We start from the raw sequence: 18,218 nt of genomic DNA on the forward strand, positions 1-18,218 counted from the left end.
CTTGGTAGGCCACTACCCCACCAACAAGCTGATAGGCCGCGAGTCCATCCCCAACCGAAAAAACTTTCCACCACCATCCCATGCGGGAAGAGGTCATATCCGGTATTAGACCCGGTTTCCCAGGCTTATCCCAGAGTCAGGGGCAGGTTACTCACGTGTTACTCACCCGTTCGCCGCTCGAGTACCCCGAAGGGCCTTTCCGCTCGACTTGCATGTGTTAAGCACGCCGCCAGCGTTCGTCCTGAGCCAGGATCAAACTCTCCAAACAATGCTTTTCGAGTCAACCCCGGCTGAAAGCACACCACCTCAACGCCGAAACGGCGGGAGGCGGGTGTATCAACCAAAGGAATCCATCCCCGCACGGATCATGTCGCCATGTCGTGCGTTAGGACGGGTTTGTGCTTCATGCACTGGCTTTTAGCACACTGTTGAGTTCTCAAGAAACGGACGCGTTCACCGTCCCCCCGAACCGTTTTACCGGCCGGAATTCCGGGGCGTTTCGTTTCGTTCATTTCGTTGTGTCTTTATTCTTTCAGACCCGCTTTTTCGTGTCAAACCGATCCGACCGGATCGCATTTTCTTCGATAAAGCCTGTCCGAGGAATTTCAGACCGCCCCGTCTCCGGAGCAACCCTTCCAACTTACTCCAACATCCGGGCCTTGTCGAACCGGCACTCTGCGCGACGCATGCGTCATGCAGGGAAAGTGGATCAGTGGAAGGGGTCCCGGGGCCTTGGCGATCTTCGCCGACCCCCTCGGGCCTGTGAACTCTATGTAAGGCCTCCGTCGCCGTCAAATCGACGATCACCCTGCGATCGAAGAGGTGATCGGAACGGTGATCAAAACAGGGAACGCATCAAAGACCACCCCACAAGGCCGCTTCTCTTCCCATATGGGTAGAGATCCAATATGACGGAGCAAAGACGGATTCCCCGGGCTCTCGTCGTGCTGCTCTGCGCGGCGGGCGCGGTGGTCACACTTGCCGGAGTACGGGAAGCCGGGTCGATCATCGGGCCCGTTCTGCTCGCACTGGTGCTCGTTCTGGCGGTCGCCCCTGTCAGGGCAAGACTGGAAAGGCGGGGCGCGCCCGGCTGGACGCTCGTCGCGGCTCCCCTGGCTCTCGTACTGCTCCTGCTGTTGAGCATGGTCGCGGTCCTCGCTCTCTCCGCCGCACAGCTGACGACCCTCGCCTCCACCTACGGGCAGCAGTTCGACCAGTTCGTCGTCCAGATACAGCAGTTCGCGGCGCGACTGGGCATCGGCAACCAGCAGGTGAACCAGGTGATCAGAACCCTCGACCCGGGAAAGGTCTTCGGGATCATCAGCGGCTTCGCCTCCGGACTGCTGGGGGTCTTCTCCAGCCTGGTGATCATCGTCATCGTGGTGCTGGCGATGTGCCTGGACGCCCGGGCCATCTCCTCCGTCCTGTCGTCCCGCCTGGCTCGGGAACACTCCGAACTCGTCACGGCGCTCGGCCACTTCGCGCACAACACCCGCCGTTATCTGGTCGTCTCCACGGTCTTTGGGCTTGTCTGCTCGGTGTTGGACGTCATCGCGCTGTGGGTGCTCGATGTCCCGCTTCCGATTCTGTGGGGTGTGCTGGCGCTGTTCACCAACTACGTCCCCAACGTCGGCTTCGTCATCGGACTGATCCCGCCGGCGCTCCTCGGCCTGCTGCAGGGCGGTCCCAAGACCATGGTCCTGGTGATCGTCTGCTACATCGCGATCAACTTCGTGGTCCAGTCACTCGTCCAGCCCAAATTCCTCGGGGACGCGGTCGGCCTGTCCACGACGGTGACCATGATGTCCCTGCTGCTGTGGGCGTTCGTGCTGGGCCCGCTCGGAGCGTTGCTCGCCATTCCGCTGAGCCTGCTGGCCCGCGCCCTGCTGGTGGACAGCGACCCCGAGGGGCGGTGGGTCGCGGCGCTCATCTCGGGGAAAGTCGTCGAGGACGGCCGGGACCGAAAACCCGCGAGGCCGTCCTAGCCTGGAGGCATGTACCGCGAGTGGGCCCCGGATCCGGCGATCGCCGGGCGGGTGACCTGTGTCTGGACGAGCCTCGCCGTCTCGGCGGCCACGCAGCTTGTGGTTCCCGACGGCTGTGTCGACCTGATCTGGGGGCCGGACGGCCCGCACGTCGCCGGGCCGGACACCGGGCCGATGCCGGTGCGGATGCGCCAGGGCGACCGTTACACGGGGGTCCGTTTCCGGCCTGGCGCGGTGGGCGAGGTGTTCGGCGTTCCGGTCGAGGCGCTGCGTGACGCCAGGGTGCCGCTCGACGAGCTGGGGGTGTTGCCGGGCCTGACGCCCCGCACCATGCAGGAGACGCTGGCCGTACGGTTGCGCGAGGTTCCTGAGCCTGATCCGGCGGCGCCGGCCATCGCCGAGGCGCTGCGGACGGGCAGGACCGTCGCCCAGGCGGCTTGGGAGCTCGGTCTCGGGGAGCGGCAGCTGCATCGGCGGTCGCTGCGCGCCTTCGGGTACGGGCCGAAGACGCTGCAGCGGGTGGTGCGTTTCCAGCGGGCGTTGCGGCTGGCCAGGCGCGGGACGGCGCTGGCCGAGGTCGCACTGGCCAGCGGATACGCCGACCAGTCCCACATGGCCAACGAGGTCAGGCGGCTGGCCGGGGTGTCCCTGGGCGGGCTGCTCAGCCGGTGACCCGTTCTCCGGGCGGTGTGGGCGGAGCGTCCAGCCTGATACCGAAATGGTCGCGGTAGGCGGCCAGGATCTCGGCGTCGGTGGTCAGGGTGGTCTCCTCGCGCTCGTCCCCCACGGTGCGGACGAGCTGCCTGTCGTTGAGCGTGAGACGCCCGTCCTCGGTGAGGAGGGAGCACACGAGCGAACGGGTGAAGTGGGACTTGGGCGAGGTCTGCTGCCACCAGCAGGTCGCCTCGTAGTCGGCCAGGACGCGTGGCCGCCGTTCCAGGCGATATTGGGGCACGCCGTTCTGCAACACGTCGATGTCCCCCTCCTCTGCCTCGACCAGCCGGAAGACCCCGCCCTGGTCAGCCTGGTCGGTGCGCAGGTCGAGCCGGAGGGGACGGTTGACGAACCTGCCGAACCCGACGTCGACGAGCCACGGCTCCGGGGTGTCGACGCGTAGCGCCATGTGGTCGAAGGGCGGGCCGAGCGAACCTCCGGAGAAGACCCTGGCCGCCAGCATGGTCACCCGGTAGCCCAGCGAGCGGAGCAGTACGGCGAAGGCACCGTTGAGCTCGTAGCAGAAGCCGCCCCTGCGGCGACCGACGATCTTGTCGATCAGGGCCTGTTCGCTGAGCGTGACGGGTTCGCCGAGGTGGATGCTCAGGTTCTCGAACGGCACCGTCCGCAGGTGACGCAGGTGCAGTTCGCCGAGAGCCTCGGCGTCCGGGCGCGGAGGGCGGGCGGCGCCGATCCGCGCCAGGTATTCGTCCATGGGGGTGTTTCCCGTTCAGGCTGCGGCCGGGGCCGTGGGAGACAGGGGATCCGAGGCCTTGGAGACGCGGCGCGCCCAGGGCATGGCCATGACCAGGATCGGCAGCAGGACGATGGAGGCGCGGGACCAGATCGAGTGCATGGCCCACCAGGTGTCGGTGTCGAACTGGGTCAGGTAGAGGTAGCCGCAGCCCGCCCAGAGGGACACGCCGATGATGGCCGGCCAGGCGAAGCGGGTCGGGCGGGCGACCAGGAACGGCATGAACCACAGCAGGTACTGCGCGCCGAGTCTGGGCGTGGTGACCATGAAGGCGAGCAGCAGGGCGGTGGTGAGGTCGATCGGGTCGGCCCGGCGCCAGAGGAAGGCCACGACCAGCATGGTGAGGTAGATCAGCCGGGTGCCGAAGGTCGCGATCCCGGAGTGGAGGGTCCAGTCGCCACCGACGAGGATGGCGCTGTAACCCCACTCACCGACGATCGGCCTGACGTCTCCCATGACGCGGATGACCTCGGGAAGCTGATCCAGCGAGGTTCCGGCGAAGACGGGCAGGGTGGCCAGGAAGAAGATCGGTGGTACGGCCGTCGCCACGAACGCGGCCAGCCGGGAACGGAAGGTCGGCAGCAGCAGGAGCATCCCGGGGATCAGCCAGATCGGCCAGCTCTTCGCGCACAGGGCCAGTCCCATCAGCAGGCCGGCGATGATCGCCCTGCGCATGACGGCCGAGTCGCCGTCGCGGGGGGCGAGCGCCGTACGCACCGAACCACCGGGGGCGAGCGCGCCGCCCGGCGCGGTGAGGCTCCGTACGGCTCCGCCCAGCCCGAGGGCGGCGACGCGTTCGCGCGCCAGGGCGAACACGTCGATCCTGAGGCCGGGGCGCTCGGGGTCGCCGGGGCCGCGGGCGACCACGAAGGCGGCGACACCGAAGAGCAGGGCGACGGGTTCGACCTGTCCGTGGATCGAGGCGACGAGGATGGCCAGCGGGTTGCAGGCGTACTGGAAGGCGCGCAGGGAGGCCTTGCCGCCGCCCGCGAGCTTGCCGACGAGCGGGATCAGCGCGATGTCGGCGACCACGGTGACGAGCCTGCCGCCGATCTCCCACGGGATGCCCAGCCACAGCAGCAGGCCGTACACGTAGGGGATGGTGGGCAGGAAGTGCCAGCCGCCCTCACTGCCGATCACGGGGTCCTGACGTCTGAGGATCGCCTCGCCCGCGGGCTTGAAGCTCTCCATGAAGTCGACCGGCTGCCATCTGCTCATCGCGGCCAGGACCATGATGAGCACCCGGAACACGATGCCCACCACGAGCACGAGGATGGGAGACGGGCGCCAATCTCGCCACTGGGCGACCAGAGCCAGCACGACACCTGTGACGAGGACAAACCCCGTGAGAATTGCGTAGTCCATGACGGTAACAGCCTGCCGGAACCGGTCGCCTCACGCCCACTCGGTCTCGAAAACGAGACCTGTCTCTCAGCTTACATCACTCAAAGCTCTACAATCGTTACAAATGGTAGCCCCTGGGGGTGAGTCCTGGTCGTTCGGCAAGTGGATCGCCGAACCGCCCAGGAGGGTGTGGGTGGCGCCGGCCCTGCTGGTGCTCGGGGTGGGCTTCGTCGCGCAGAACCGGGTGCCCGCCAGGATCCGCTGGATGGTATTCGGCGTGACCTGGCCGCTGTGGCCGGCCCTGCTCGTGATGCCGGTCGTCGGCGTGCTCATCGGGGTGCCGGCCCGTCGCCGGTCGGCGCGGCGGAGGTGAAGGCCTTCCTGGTGTAGAGCAGCGCGCCCAGCGCCGTCAGGGCGAGCAGGAGATAGCCGATCGTGTAGGCGTGGGCCACGGAGTAGACCACTCCCATGACCAGTGGCGGGAAGTAGCCGCCGAGACCACCCGCCGCGCCGACCAGGCCGGTGACCGTTCCCACCCTGGACGGCTCGACGAGTTTGGCGACCAGGGCGAAGACGCCACCCGTGCCGAGGCCGAGGAACAGAGCCGTCAGCACGAAGCACAGTCCGGCGGGGATCTCGGCGGGCGGTTCGAAGGCCAGCACGACCGCCATGATCGCGGTCCCGGCGAACGAGACCAGCAGCACCCTGCTCGCGCCGATCCGGTCGGACAGCGCACCGCCGACCGGCCTGGCGAGGACCGCGGCCATCGAGAACCCCGCGTCGCGCAGGCCCGCTCCGGTCTGGGTGAAGCCGTAGACGACCTGCAGCAGGGTGGGCAGGTAGGTCGAGAAGGCCACGAAACCGCCGAAGCAGACGGCGTAGAGGAACGCGCACTGCCAGGTCGCCTTGATCTTGACGGCCTCGCGCATCCGGGGCAGCGCGGGCGCCGTCGCGGGTCGCCATTCGGGTGAGTCCCGGCTGACCAGCAGCATCACGACGCCCATCACGGCCAGCAGCACGGCCATCAGCACGTGGGTCTGGGCCCTGCCGAGCCACTCGACCAGGCGGGGCGTCAGGAACGCCGAGACGGCGGTGCCGCCCATGCCCATGCCGAAGACCCCGGTGGCGAAGCCGCGCCGTTCCGGCCGGTACCAGGCGTTGACGAACGGGATGCCGACGGCGAAGGAGGTGCCGCCGAGGCCGAGCAGGAAGCCCCACAGCAGCAACCAGCCGTAGGAGTCGGACCAGCCGACCCCGAGCACCGGGACGATGGTCACGAAGCACGCGACGGCGAACATGAGCCGCCCGCCGAGCTTGTCGGTGAGCACGCCGACCGGGATGCGGCCGAGCGAGCCGACCAGCACCGGGATCGCGACCAGCAGGGAGGTCTGGGGCGGCGACAGGCCGAGCTGCCTGGTGTAGCTCCCGGCGAGGGGCCCTATCAGGTTCCACGCCCAGAAGGTGATGGCGAAAGCGGTCGTTGCGAGCACCAGGTTGACGACCTGGCCCCGGCGAAGTTCGTTCGGCATGCGCACCCCCGACATCACAAATGGTAACCATCTGTGATGGATCACTCACAAGGGGTGCAGCCCGCGAAAGGAAAGATGGACGGATTCCGGCCTGCGACCTTGGCCGGAATCCGTCCGCCGGGCGGAAACTCAGCAGCTAAGGTTGCCGCCCGGAGTCACACCGAGGATCTGAGTGAACCTCTGGTAGCTGTTGATCCTGCTCTGCACCTGGGAGGGGTTGCCTCCGTTGCACTCCAGGGCGCCGTTGATGCTGCGGATCGTCTCACCGAATCCGGCGCCGTTGACCATGGCGTTGTGCGGGGTCATCGTGCCGGGGCCGTTCTGGGTCATCCAGTACCAGATGCCGGTCTTCCAGGCCACGGCCGGGTCGTTCTGCACCAGGTTGGGGTTGCGCAGCAGGTCGATGCCCAGGGCGTCGCCGGCGGCCTTGTAGTTGAAGTTCCAGCTCAGCTGGATCGGGCCCCGGCCGTAGTAGGCGGCCTGGCCGGCGGGGCAGCCGTACGGCTGGCTGGCGTCGCAGTAGTGCGGGTAGTTCGAGGTGTTCTGCTCGACGACGTAGACCAGGCCGCCGGTCTCGTGGCTGACGTTGGCCAGGAACGCCGCCGCCTCCTGCTTCCTGACCGTGTCACTGCCGGTGCCCGCGAACGCCGGGTAGGCGCTCAGCGCGTTGACCAGGCCGTTGTAGGTGTAGAAGGGGTTGCGGCTCGGGAACATCTGGTTGAACTGCGCCTCGCTGACCACGAAGCCGCCCGGGTTCGGCGTCGTCGACGTCGGGGTGGGCGTGGGGGTCGGCGTGCCGGAGGGGCGGCAGACGTACGGCGACCAGTACCACGTGCTGATCACGGGGTCGTAGCCCGGGTTGTCGTGGGTTGCCTGGTAGTAACGGCCGTTGGTGTACCTGACGATGTCGCCGGTGACGTAGTTCCTGCCCGCGACCCAGTCGGGGTGGTCACAGGTCGGGACGGTCGGGGTCGGCGTGGGGGTCGGCGTGCCGTTCCCGCACACCCCCTGGTCCGCCCACACGATGGCGACGCCCGGGGTCTCGTTCTGGGTCCACCACTTGGCCGACCAGTTGTGGCCGTTGTAGGAGGCGGTGTTGCCGCCCGTGTAGACCTTCGAGGAGTTCCAGGGGTCCGCGCAGGCGGCGGCGACCGCGGTGGAGGTGGTTGCGGTCGTTGAGGCGGTCGTTGAGGCGGAGGCCGCCGGGAGGACGACCGCCAGGGCGCCTGTCACCGCGGCCGCGGCGATGGACGCCATGATGCGTAGTCTCGTCACTTGCTCACTCCTTGGGGCGAAGTCCTTGGGTGGAGTCCTGCGCGGACTCCTGGGGGAGTCCCTGGGGTGATGTCCTGGGGCGGAGACACGGGGACCGGCAAAGACAATCGGCGCCGGAGGTCCGTCTCCCCCGGCGCCGATGGGAACCTCGCCGCCGGGGGTCCGTCTCCCCCGGCGGCGATGAACACCTCGCCTCCGAGGGTCCGTCTCCCTCGGTGACGATGTACACCTCGCCGTCGGAGGTCCGTCTCCTCCTCCGGCGATGGAGACCTCACCGCCGGGGGTCCGTCTCCCCCGGCGGCGAGGGGCCTGTCAACTCAGGGCGTCAAGGTAGGCCCTGTGGTTGCGGGAGAACTCGAAGTTGTTGTACTTGTCCCAGTTGATCGACCAGGTCATCAGACCCCGCAGGCCACGGTAAACACCCTTCGGCTTGTAGGAGCCGCAGTTGGTGCCCTTGCTCAGGCAGTCGAAGGCCTTCTGGACCTCGGCCACCGAGGTGTAGCCGTTGCCCGCGTACTGCGCGGCGGGCAGGCCGATGGCGACCTGCTCGGGGCGCAGGGCGGGGAAGACGTTGTTCGGGTTGCCCGCGATCGGGAAGCCCGCCAGCAGCATGTCGGTCATCGCGACGTGGAAGTCGGCGTTGCCCATCGTGTGGTACTGGTTGTCAAGACCGGTGATCGGCCCGGAGTTGTAGTCCTGGACGTGCAGCAGGGTCAGGTCGTTACGCAGCGCGTGGATGACCGGCAGGTAGGACCCGGCCCGCGGGTCGGCGGAGCCGCTCGCGCCGGGACCGTAGAACTGGTAGCCGAGCTGGACGAAGAACGTCTCCGGGGCCATGGTCAGGACGAAGTTGGCGCCGTACTTGGCCTTGAGGGTCTTCAGCGCGGAGATCAGGTTGACGACGACCGGGGTGGTCGGGGACGCGAGGTTGGTGTCACCGGCGTTGAGGTAGAGCGAGTGGCCCTCGAAGTCGACGTCGAGGCCGTCGAGGCCGTATTTGTCGATGATGGCGCTGACCGACTCGACGAACTTGTCACGCGCGGCCGTCGTGGTGAGCTGGACCTGGCCGTTCTGGCCGCCGATCGAGATCAGCACCTTCTTGCCCTGGGCCTGCTTGGCCTTGATCGCCGCGATGAAGTCGGCGTCGGACTCCACGCTGGGGCACTCGGCGACCGGGCAGCGCACAAAGCGGATGTCACCGGAGGTCACCGAGGTCGGCTCTCCGAAGGAGAGGTTGATGAAGTTCCACTCCTTGGGCACGTCGGCCATCCGCACGTAGCCGGAGCCGTTGGCGAAGGAGGCGTGCAGGTAGCCGACCAGCACCTTGTTCCCGGGCGGCGGGCTGTCGCCGACCGTGACCGAGACCTCGGCGGACTTGCTCGACTCACCGACGGGGTTGAAGGCGCTGACCCGGTAGGCGTAGGTGCCGGCCGGGAGGGTCTCGCTGAAGCCCCGGGTCGTCGTCGTGCCGACCTTGGTGTTGCCCCGGTAGACGTTGTAGCCGGTCACGCTGCCCGTGCCGGGGTTCCAGCTCAGCGTCACGGTGGTGCCGTTGACCGTGGCGGCCAGACCGGTCGGGGTTCCGGGCGGCGGCGGGGTGTCGTTGCCGACCGTGACCGAGACCGTGGCGGACCTGGCCGACTCACCGACCGCGTTGACCGCGCTCACCTGGTAGTCGTGGTTGCCGGGCTGGGGGCTGTCCGCGTAGGTGGTCGTCGTGGCCGAGCCGACCTTGGCGCCGTCGCGGTAGACGTTGTAGCTCGTGGCGCCCTCTGAGGCGTTCCACTTCAGCGTGGCGGTGGTCACGCTGCCCGTGCCGGTCAGGCCGGTGGGGGTGGCGGGCACCTGCGGGGTGTCGTTGCCGACCACCAGCGTGACCGACGCCGACTTGGCCGACTCGCCCACGGCGTTGACCGCGGTCACCTGGTAGACGTGGGAGCCCGCCGGGGCGCCCAGGTCGGTGTAGGTGGTCGTCGTGGCCGAGCCGACCTTGTTGCCGTCACGGTAGACGTTGTAGCTGGTGGCCCCCTCGGAGGCGGACCACTTCAGCGTGGCGGTGCTGGGGGTGCTGCTGCCGGTCACGTTCGTGGGAACGGCGGGCGCCCCGGCTCCGGGAGGGCCGTCCAGGACGATGTCGTCGGCCTGGTAGGCGCCCTGGCCGTACCAGCCGTTGACGTAGACCGTCACCGAGTTGGTCGAGGCGCCGGTGGTGAAGGTCCGGGTCAGCTGGGAGTAGGCCGACGGCGAGGACGTCCACGTGCTCTGGTCGGTCGTGCCGGTGCCGGTCACGCCGAGGAACACGTAGCCGCCGCGCACCCAGCCCGACAGCGAGTAGGAGGAGGACGGCTTGACGCTGACCGTCTGCTGGCAGCGCGCGGTGTCCGAGCCCTGCGGCGTGGCCTGCAGGGCCTTGGACCCGCCGTGCACCGGCGAGGAGACCGCCGTCGCGCCGGAGGAGGCCGTGCAGGTCCAGCCGGACAGGCCGTCCTCGAAGCCGGGGTTGTTCGCGATGTTGGCGGCGCTGGCGGGCGTCGCGGCGAGCATCGTGCCGCCGATCGCCAGTACGGCCGCCGTGGCGAGCTTCCTGAGGTTCATCCGGTGAATCCCTTGAAGATTGTGGTGAACTCCCACGGCGACTGTGAGATGCCGCTGCAGGTGGGCGATACCTGACCGTTGGGGCAGCCGCCGTTGTCACGGCCGGCCGACCAGAAGCCGATGTAGGCCACGTGGTTGCTGTTGGCCCAGTTGAGCAGCGAGCGCGCGTCCGCCTGGGTGGTGGTCGACCCGGTGTCGTTCTTGCCGATCATCGGGGTGAGACCGAGCATCTTCTTGAGCTGCGCGTCGGTCTTGGCGGGCCAGACGCCCTTCATCTGGTTGAGGGTCGCCTGGGCGGCGCTGATCAGTGCGGCGCCCCAGTTGCCGCTGTAGCCGAAGTCCATCAGCATCGGGTTGACGATGAGGTTGAGACCCTTGGCGGCGGCGTCCTGCAGGATCGACACGGAGAACGGGTCGAGGCCGTAGTCCGCGCCCTGGATGCGCAGCGTGTAGCTGATCACGGTGCCGCGCTCGGTCTGGAGCTGCTTCAGCGCGGTGTTGACCTTGTTGACGTCGATGGAGGCCTCGACGTCGACGTCGAGGTGGTTGGTGCCGACGGTGTCGAGCACCTTCTTGTAGGCGGTGAGCAGCGCGGCGGAGGTGCCGCAGGTGTGCTCAAGGTAGGGACCCTGGGCGCCACCGGTGGCCACGATGACCTGGCCGCCCTTCGCCTGGAGCGCCTTGACGTCGTTGATGATGCGCGGCTCGTCGATCGGGATGGTGCCGCCCCAGGCCGGGTTGCAACCGGTGCTGTCGCCGAGGGCGAAGGCCAGGGTGTAGTTCTTCACCCCGGTGGCGTTGGACGCGCTGACCAGGGAGGGCGTCGGCATCGTGATGTCGATGTAGGGCGCGTAGCGGATCTCACCGGTCGGAGGGAGGGTGTCGTCGCTGGTCTTGCCGCTGACCGAGGGACCGTACGCGGAGCAGTTGTTCGATCCGTCGCACGCCCTGACCCGGAAGCCGTAGGTGGTGTTGGCGGTCAGGCCGGTCGCGGTGTGGCTCAGGTTCGCCCCCGCGCTGACCGGGGCCCCGTTGTCCCTGGAGACCTCGTAGCGGTCGACCTTGCCCGAGTCGTCGGTCGAGGCCGACCACGCCAGGTTCAGCGAGTTGGCCGTGGGACCGCCCACGGTCAGGCCGGCCGGCACGCTCGGCGGGGTGGTGTCGGGGCCGCCGGTGGTGGTGCCGTTCACCACGGATGTGTAGGCGGAGCAGTTGTCCGAGCCGTCACAGGCGCGGACCCGGAAGCCGTAGGTGGTGCTGGCGGTCAGGCCGGTCGCGGTGTGGCTCAGGTTCGCGCCGACGCTGACCGGCGTCCCGTTGTCCCGCGACACCTCGTAGCGGTCGACCTTGCCGGAGTTGTCGGTCGAGGCCGACCAGCTCAGGCTGAGCGTGCTGTTGGTGGCGCCGCCGACGGCCAGGTTGCCGGGGACGGTCGGCGGGACGGTGTCCGGGGGCGGGGTGTCGTCACCGGGAGGGCCGTCCAGGACGATGTCGTCGGCCTGGTAGGCGCCCTGGCCGTACCAGCTGTTGACGTAGATCGTCACGGACTTGGTGGACGCGCCGGTGGTGAAGGTCCGGGTCAGCTGGGAGTAGGCCGACGGTGAGGACGTCCAGGTGTTCTGGTCGGTCGTGCCGGTGCCGGTCACGCCGAGGAACACGTAGCCGCCGCGCACCCAGCCCGACAGCGAGTAGGACGAGGACGGCTTGACGCTGACCGTCTGCTGGCAGCGCGCGGTGTCCGAGCCCTGCGGCGTGGCCTGCAGGGCCTTGGATCCGCCGTGCACCGGCGAGGAGACCGCTGTGGCCCCCGAGGCCCCCGAGCAGGTCCAGCCGGTCAGGCCGTTCTCGAAGCCGGGGTTGGTGGCGATGTTGGCGGCGTGGGCCGGCGTGGCGGCGAGCATCGTGCCCCCCACCGCCAGTGCGGCCACCGCGGCGAGCCTCCTGAGGTTCATCCGTTGTACCCGACGAAGATCTTGGCGAACTCGTAGGGCGTCTGGGGGATGTTGGTGCACTTGTACAGGGGGCCGTTGCAGGCGTTGCGGTCCCGCGTGCCCTCCCAATACGAGAGCATCCCCAGGTGCTTGGACTTGGCGAAGGCGACGAGCTGGCGGGCGTCGGCCTGGTCGAAGACCCTGCCGTCGTCGTTCTTGCCGAGCATCGGGGTGACGCCGAGCATTCTCCACAGCTGGGCGTCGTTCTTGGCCGGGTAGAGGGTCTTGAGCTGGTTGAACGTGCTGTTGGCCGCCTGGATGGCCGCGTCACCGTAGTCGGCGTCACGGTAGTAGTCCATGGCCATGACGTTGACCAGGTCGAGGTTGACCCCGGCGTCCCTGGCCGACTTGACCACGTTGATGCCGCTCTCGACGAGGCCCTCGGGCAGCACCGGCAGGGTCAGCGAGATCTTGAGGTTGGGGTAGGTCTGCTGGAGCTTGGCCAGCGCCTGCGACCTGCGGTTGACGGAGGCGGTGTCCTGGGTGGCCGCGCCCTCGATGTCCAGGTCGATGTACTTCAGGCCGTAGGTGTCGACGACCATCTTGTACTCGTTGTAGAGCGCGGTGACGTCGGTGCAGGCCTGGGCTAGCTCGACGCCGCTGGCGCCGCCGAAGGAGATCTTCACGTCACCGCCGGCCGCCCTGATGGCGTCGATCTGGTCCTTGGCCCACCCGGAGCGCGGGTCGAAGGCGCCGAACCAGGTGGCCTTGCAGGTCCCGGCGCCGATGAAGGCGAGGGTGTAGTTCTTGACCCCGGAGGCCGTCACCATGTCGGACAGGACCGGCGTCGGCCAGGCGCCCATGTCGACGTAGGGGGCCATCCACAGGTTCCCGCCGGGCTGGACCGTCGGAGTCACGGTGGGAGTCACCGTCGGGGTCACGGTGGGCGTGACCGTGGGGGTCACGGTGGGCGTGACGGTCGGCGTCGGCGTGGGGGTGGAACCGCCGTCGCAGGGGTTGCCGTTGAGCGTGCAGCCGGTCGGCGAGCCGGTGCCGGTGGAGACCCAGCCGAAGGTGGCGGTCGCGCCGGGCGCGAGCGTGCCGTTGTAGTCACGGTTCTTGAAGGTGTACTTGCTCCCGGACTGCGTCATGAGCGAGTCCCAGTAGGAGCCGACCCCGGTGCCCGAGGGCAGGTCCAGGACCACCGTCCAACCGTTGAGCGTGGTGGTACCGGTGTTCTTCACGGTGATCTGGCCGGTGTAACCGCCCGACCACTCCGATGCCTTGGTGAAGGTCGCGGTGTCCGCCTGGGCGGGCACGTTGACAAGCAGTGTCGCTCCGCAGGCGAGCGCCGCGGCGACGGCGAGCGTCGACAGCCGCACTCGTGTTGATCGTTGGTTCATGACCTGCCTCATGGGACTTCTGGGGGGTGTGGGGGGTGTCATGGGGTGTCATGGGGGTACGGCCCGCGGCCCGGTGCACGGGGCCGCGGGCCGTACCGGCTAGAAGCCGGCGGTGATCTTGGTGAACTCCCAGTCGGCCTGCGCGACGCCGCTGCAGGTCTCCTGGACGCCGCCGCCGGGGCAGGGGCGGTCACGGTTGGTCGACCAGAAGGCCAGGCGGGTCAGACCCTTGGACTTGGCGTAGTCGGTGATCTGCTGCCAGGTCGCCGGGCTGGTCACCTCCTGCTGGTCGGACAGACCGTTCATGCCGGAGATGCCCATGTGGGCGTAAGCCTGCGCGTCGGTCCAGCCGTTGGCGGACTTCAGCGCGTTCTTCAGACCCTCGGCCGCGTTGACCGTGCTCTGGTACATGTTCGCGCCGCCGTTGAAGTCGAACGGCATGATCGTGTAGTTGTCGATCGGCACGGCCAGCGCCTTGGCCTGGTTGATCAGGCGGATGCCGTGGCTGGTCGGGCCGGTGGTCGCGGTGCCGAAGGTCACGACGATCTTGACGTTCGGGTTGGCGGCCTTGACGATCTTGAGACCGTTGAGGATGCGGTCCTGGACGGTGTAGTTCTCGAACTCGTCGGTGTTCTCGATGTCGAAGTCGACCACGGCCGGGCCGACCGCGTCGATGACCTTCTGCACGGCGCCGGCGAAGGCCTGCGGGGTCGAGCAGTTCGGGCCGAGCTTGTTACCGCTCCAGCCACCGAAGGAGATCTGGACGTTGCCGCCCGCGGCCTTGACCGCGTTGATCGCGGCCTGGTCGGCGCCACCGGTCAGCGGACGCTGCCCGTCCCAGGCCGGGTTGCACCCGTTCTGGGCGAGGATGAAGGCCATCGTGAAGGACTTGATGCCGGTGGCGTTCATGACGGTGGTGACGCTGGGCGGGTTGCCCCAGCCCATGTAGAGGTACGGCGCGCCGGGCATCTTGGCCGGGTTCGGGTTGGTGCAGCCCGTGGTGGTGCCGGTGACGGCGGCGCTGGCGGCCGACTCGCCCTGAGAGTTGTAGGCCTTGACCGTGTAGGTGTGCGGCTCACAGGTGCCCAGGTTGGAGACCGTCGCCGAGGTGCCGGTCACGGTCGCCTTCACCGTGGAGCCCTCGTAAACGCGGTAGCCCGTCACCGTGCCCGAGGAGGCGCCCCACGACAGCGAGATGGAGGTGTCGGTGGTGCCGCTCACGGTCACGTTGGCCGGTGCGCCGGGGGTGCCGGTGGTGCAGCCGGTGGTGGTCGCGCTGACCGGGTCGGTCTTGGCACCCTCGCCCGCGCCGTTGTAGGCCGCGACGGTGTAGGTGTGCGCCTCACAGTCACCCAGACCGGAGATCGTCGCCGAGGTACCGGTCACGGTCGCCTTCACCGTGGAACCCTCGTAAACCCGGTAACCGGTCACCGTACCGCTGGCCGCGCCCCACGACAGGGACACGCTCTTCGAGCCACCGGTCGCCGTCACCGCGCCGGGCTTGCCCGGGGCGGTCTCGGTGCTGCCGCCGCCGCAGTCGGCGCCGTTGACCTTGCAGCCGGTCGGGGTCGCGTCACCGGGGGAGGCGATGAAGCCGAAGCTCACGCTGCTCCCGGCCGGGAGGCTGCCGTTCCAGCCGACGTTGCTGAGCGTGAAGTGGGTACCGCTCTTGGTCAGGCTGGCGTCCCAGGCGGAGCTGACGTTGCCGCCCGCGGGCAGGTCGAACTCGACCTTCCAGCTGCTCAGGGCGGCGCCGCTGTCGTTCTTGATCGTGTACTTGCCTTCGAAGGCCGAGCCCCAGCTTGAGGTCTTGGTGAAGGTCGCCGTCACCCCGGCCGCGTGGGCCGGGGAGGAGGCGAGCAGTACACCCGAGGCGGCGATGGCCGCCGCCACGAGAATACGAAGAGGACGCATGTTCCCTCCATGGGGAAGAGGTGCGAGAAGTGCGGTCTTACTTGGGGGGTGTCACTTCGTCGTGACCTAGGTAGGGCCCGCGCCCCGGGGGCGGAAGACGCGGGCCGTACCGGCTGTGTGCCCTGGGAGGTGCTTCCCCTAGGGAAGAGTGGCGAGGTGCGGCTTGACGGTCTTGGAGAAGTTCCAGTTGTTGCTGGCGTCCCAGTTGATCGACCAGGTCATCGCGCCCCTGATGCCGGGGTAGGCGTTCGGGGGAACGAAGGAGCCGCAGTTGGTCTTGGTGGCCAGGCAGGTCAGCGCCTGGTTCACCATGGAGGGCGCGACGATGCCGCCGCCCGCGGCGCCGGGGCCCGCAGGCAGGCCGAGCGCGACCTGGTCGGGGCGCAGACCGTTCTCAAGCTGGATGCAGGCCAGGGCGGTCATGAAGTTGACCGTGCCCTGCGAGTAGGCCGCCATCTTGTCGCAGCCGAGCATGGAGCCCGAGTTGTAGTACTGCGTGTGGACAACGGTGAGGATGTCCTTGATGTTCAGCGCGAGCTTGAAGTACTCGGCACCCGGCGACTGCATGTCGATCGTCTGCGGCGCCATCGTGATGATCAGGTCGGAGCCGGCCTTGGCTCGCAGCGACCGCAGGGCCTGACCCATGTAGGTGGCGTTGAGGCCGTTCTCCAGGTCGATGTCGACGCCGTCGAAGCCGTAGTTCTGCATCAGGGCGTAGACGCTGTCGGCGAACCTGGTCGCCGCGGCCGAGCTGGCGACCTGGACGCGGCCCTTCTCACCGCCGACCGAGAGGATGACCTTCTGGCCGCGCGAGTGCACGGTCTGCACGTCGGCCTTGAACTGGGCGTCGGTGTAGCCGCCCAGGGAGGCCGACAGGCCCGGGTCGATGCCGAAGACGACCTCGCCCGCGGTGGAGCTGGCCTCGCCGAAGGAGACGGCGATCAGGTCGTACTCCTTCGGCACCGAGGAGAGCTTCAGCTCGACCGCGGGGTTGTCGAAGTTGTGCCAGTAGCCGGTGAGGAAGTGCTTGGGCAGCGGGGTGGTGGTGCAGCCCGTGGTGCTGGTGCTGGCCGGGTCGCTCTTGGCGCCCTCACCGTTGTCGTTGTAGGCCGCGACGGTGTAGGTGTGCGCCTCACAGTCACCCAGACCGGAGATCGTCGCCGAGGTACCGGTCACGGTCGCCTTCACCGTGGAACCCTCGTAAACCCGGTAACCGGTCACCGTACCGCTGGCCGCGCCCCACGACAGGGACACGCTCTTCGAGCCACCGGTCGCCGTCACCGAGCCGGGCTTGCCGGGGGCGCCGGTGGTGCAGCCGGTGGTGCTCGCGCTCGCCGGGTCGCTCTTGGCACCCTCGCCCGCGCCGTTGTAGGCCGCGACGGTGTAGGTGTGCGCCTCACAGTCACCCAGACCGGAGATCGTCGCCGAGGTACCGGTCACGGTCGCCTTCAGCGTCGAGCCCTCGTAAACCCGGTAACCGGTCACCGTACCGCTGGCCGCGCCCCACGACAGGGACACGCTCTTCGAGCCACCGGTCGCCGTCACCGCGCCCGGCTTGCCCGGGGCGGTCTCGGTGCTGCCACCACCGCAGTCGGCGCCGTTGAGCTTGCAGTTCAGCGGTACGGAGTTGGCGCCGCCCGGGGTGCCGAGGAAGCCGAAGCTCACGCTGCTGCCGCTGGGGACGCTGCCGTTCCAGCCGACGTTGCTGAAGGTGATGTGCTGGCCGTTCCTGGTCAGCGTGGCGTCCCAGAACGAGCCGACGCTGACACCGGCGGGCAGGTCGAACTCGACCTTCCAGCTGCTCATGGCGGTGCCGCTGTCGTTCTTGATCGTGTACTTGCCTTCGAAGCCCGACCCCCAGTCGCCGACCTTGACGAAGGTCGCGGTGGCCGAGGCGGCCTGTGCTGGGAGTGCGACCGCCGTCGCCGCCGCGGCGAGGGCCGCCGCGGCGACGAGCGATCCGGCTATGACGCGAAATCTCACGTTAACCTCATGCATTCGGTGGGGGGGTGGCCGTACGGCTCGCGCTCCTTTTTTGGGGGGTGCTCCTCTGCAGGCGGCGAGGAGGCGGAGCGCAAGCCGTACGGCGGGTAGGGCGCGGTCCCGGGGCCGCAGGAAGGCCGGGTCCACGCCATGGTTCAGCGCAGGCCGTCGCCCGGCACGCCGAACGAAGAGGCGCCGTCGCTGGTCGTCTCTTGGTTCGCCGTACCGGTCGCGTGCCCGATCTTCCGGTGTTCACCGGTGATGACCGGCTGTACGCCGACCCGCGGAGTCCGGCCGACGGTGTGTTCGGCCCGTGCGGACGCGCGCGGATCGCCCGGGGTGTTCCGCGTGGCCGCGTCGTTACGGCTCACGCTGGTCGAAACGCTGGTCGAAACGCTGGTCAAGGCGATGATGGAGCCGAGATGCCGCCCGTGACCGGTGGGCGGCGTGTTCTCGCGCCGGGTTTGCCGGTGCGCGGGAACCGCGATGGTGACATCCTTGGGCGTGTGCCCGCCCCGTGGCCCCGACCACCGGCCGCAAGGCCGGACGAGGGTGGCGGTGGTGGTGCCACCTGGCGCGAACGCCCCGTGCGGGGAGCTTGCAGCCTCAGTCAGGACGAGTAAGGGAAGGGTACGCCACATGATCGCTCCCTTGACAGGGGAACCTGGGGGGTGGAGTCGTCCGAACGGCCGGACCTTCACATGGTGATGACTGCCGTCTTGGCGTTCTCGCAGCTCGCGATCGATCAAGGCGGTGGGGGGCGCACCATCGTCGTCTCGTCTCCTCATTTC

At 68.4% G+C, this 18,218-nt stretch carries 13 protein-coding genes and 1 rRNA gene; 3 read left to right on the forward strand and 11 right to left on the reverse strand.

Translation table 11 applies throughout. The features are described 5' to 3' along the window. Positions 1 to 268, reverse strand: a 16S ribosomal RNA gene (locus ACIBVQ_RS05455); the annotation flags it as partial. A 640-nt stretch (positions 269 to 908) separates the two neighbouring features. On the opposite strand from ACIBVQ_RS05455, the gene ACIBVQ_RS05460 reads away from it, so the two are divergent. Both ACIBVQ_RS05460 and ACIBVQ_RS05465 read left to right on the forward strand, forming a co-directional pair. Beyond that, entirely contained in the window at positions 909 to 1,985 is a 1,077-nt protein-coding gene (locus ACIBVQ_RS05460; RefSeq protein ID WP_399175837.1) for an AI-2E family transporter, read from the forward strand. A gap of 9 nt (positions 1,986 to 1,994) precedes the next feature. Continuing rightward, positions 1,995 to 2,657, forward strand: coding sequence for a DUF6597 domain-containing transcriptional factor (locus ACIBVQ_RS05465; protein WP_399175839.1), 663 nt, complete (start codon positions 1,995 to 1,997; stop codon positions 2,655 to 2,657). Here the strand turns inward: ACIBVQ_RS05465 and ACIBVQ_RS05470 are convergent. Together ACIBVQ_RS05470 and ACIBVQ_RS05475 are read right to left on the reverse strand one after the other, a co-directional pair. Then, on the reverse strand, positions 2,647 to 3,414 hold the full coding sequence (locus ACIBVQ_RS05470) for an arylamine N-acetyltransferase (RefSeq protein ID WP_352009472.1): 768 nt from the start codon (positions 3,412 to 3,414) through the stop codon (positions 2,647 to 2,649). The genes ACIBVQ_RS05465 and ACIBVQ_RS05470 overlap by 11 nt on opposite strands. Before the next feature lie 15 nt (positions 3,415 to 3,429). After that, positions 3,430 to 4,716, reverse strand: a complete 1,287-nt coding sequence (locus tag ACIBVQ_RS05475; protein ID WP_399175841.1) for a hypothetical protein — start codon at positions 4,714 to 4,716, stop codon at positions 3,430 to 3,432. 205 nt (positions 4,717 to 4,921) lie between these two features. Between ACIBVQ_RS05475 and ACIBVQ_RS05480 the strand changes: the two genes are divergently transcribed. Continuing rightward, positions 4,922 to 5,170: a DUF1049 domain-containing protein gene (locus tag ACIBVQ_RS05480; RefSeq protein WP_399175843.1), complete on the forward strand. Its 249-nt coding sequence runs from the start codon at positions 4,922 to 4,924 to the stop codon at positions 5,168 to 5,170. Here the strand turns inward: ACIBVQ_RS05480 and ACIBVQ_RS05485 are convergent. The 8 genes from ACIBVQ_RS05485 to ACIBVQ_RS05520 all read right to left on the reverse strand — a co-directional run bounded on the left by ACIBVQ_RS05485 (position 5,127) and on the right by ACIBVQ_RS05520 (position 18,068). Continuing rightward, positions 5,127 to 6,326: a nitrate/nitrite transporter gene (locus ACIBVQ_RS05485; protein ID WP_399175845.1), complete on the reverse strand. Its 1,200-nt coding sequence runs from the start codon at positions 6,324 to 6,326 to the stop codon at positions 5,127 to 5,129. The genes ACIBVQ_RS05480 and ACIBVQ_RS05485 overlap by 44 nt on opposite strands. Before the next feature lie 129 nt (positions 6,327 to 6,455). Continuing rightward, positions 6,456 to 7,601, reverse strand: coding sequence for a glycoside hydrolase family 19 protein (locus tag ACIBVQ_RS05490; protein WP_362909673.1), 1,146 nt, complete (start codon positions 7,599 to 7,601; stop codon positions 6,456 to 6,458). A gap of 312 nt (positions 7,602 to 7,913) precedes the next feature. Next, on the reverse strand, positions 7,914 to 10,196 hold the full coding sequence (locus tag ACIBVQ_RS05495; protein ID WP_399175847.1) for a carbohydrate binding domain-containing protein: 2,283 nt from the start codon (positions 10,194 to 10,196) through the stop codon (positions 7,914 to 7,916). Further along, on the reverse strand, positions 10,193 to 12,148 hold the full coding sequence (locus tag ACIBVQ_RS05500) for a fibronectin type III domain-containing protein (RefSeq protein ID WP_399175849.1): 1,956 nt from the start codon (positions 12,146 to 12,148) through the stop codon (positions 10,193 to 10,195). Before ACIBVQ_RS05500 ends, ACIBVQ_RS05495 begins: the two co-directional genes overlap by 4 nt. After that, positions 12,145 to 13,530 (reverse strand): cellulose binding domain-containing protein, encoded by a 1,386-nt coding sequence (locus ACIBVQ_RS05505; RefSeq protein ID WP_399175851.1) that lies wholly within the window; start codon positions 13,528 to 13,530, stop codon positions 12,145 to 12,147. The genes ACIBVQ_RS05500 and ACIBVQ_RS05505 overlap by 4 nt, the downstream gene beginning before the upstream one ends. Positions 13,531 to 13,629: 99 nt before the next feature. Continuing rightward, on the reverse strand, positions 13,630 to 15,444 hold the full coding sequence (locus ACIBVQ_RS05510; RefSeq protein WP_399175853.1) for a cellulose binding domain-containing protein: 1,815 nt from the start codon (positions 15,442 to 15,444) through the stop codon (positions 13,630 to 13,632). A gap of 138 nt (positions 15,445 to 15,582) precedes the next feature. Continuing rightward, positions 15,583 to 17,427: a cellulose binding domain-containing protein gene (locus ACIBVQ_RS05515; protein WP_352009481.1), complete on the reverse strand. Its 1,845-nt coding sequence runs from the start codon at positions 17,425 to 17,427 to the stop codon at positions 15,583 to 15,585. A 155-nt stretch (positions 17,428 to 17,582) separates the two neighbouring features. Then, a complete protein-coding gene (locus tag ACIBVQ_RS05520) occupies positions 17,583 to 18,068 on the reverse strand; it encodes a hypothetical protein (protein WP_352009482.1) in 486 nt (161 codons plus the stop codon). Positions 18,069 to 18,218: the final 150 nt, after the last annotated feature.

It is taken from the genome of Streptosporangium sp. NPDC049376 (genome assembly GCF_044466505.1).
Taxonomy (GTDB): domain Bacteria; phylum Actinomycetota; class Actinomycetes; order Streptosporangiales; family Streptosporangiaceae; genus Streptosporangium.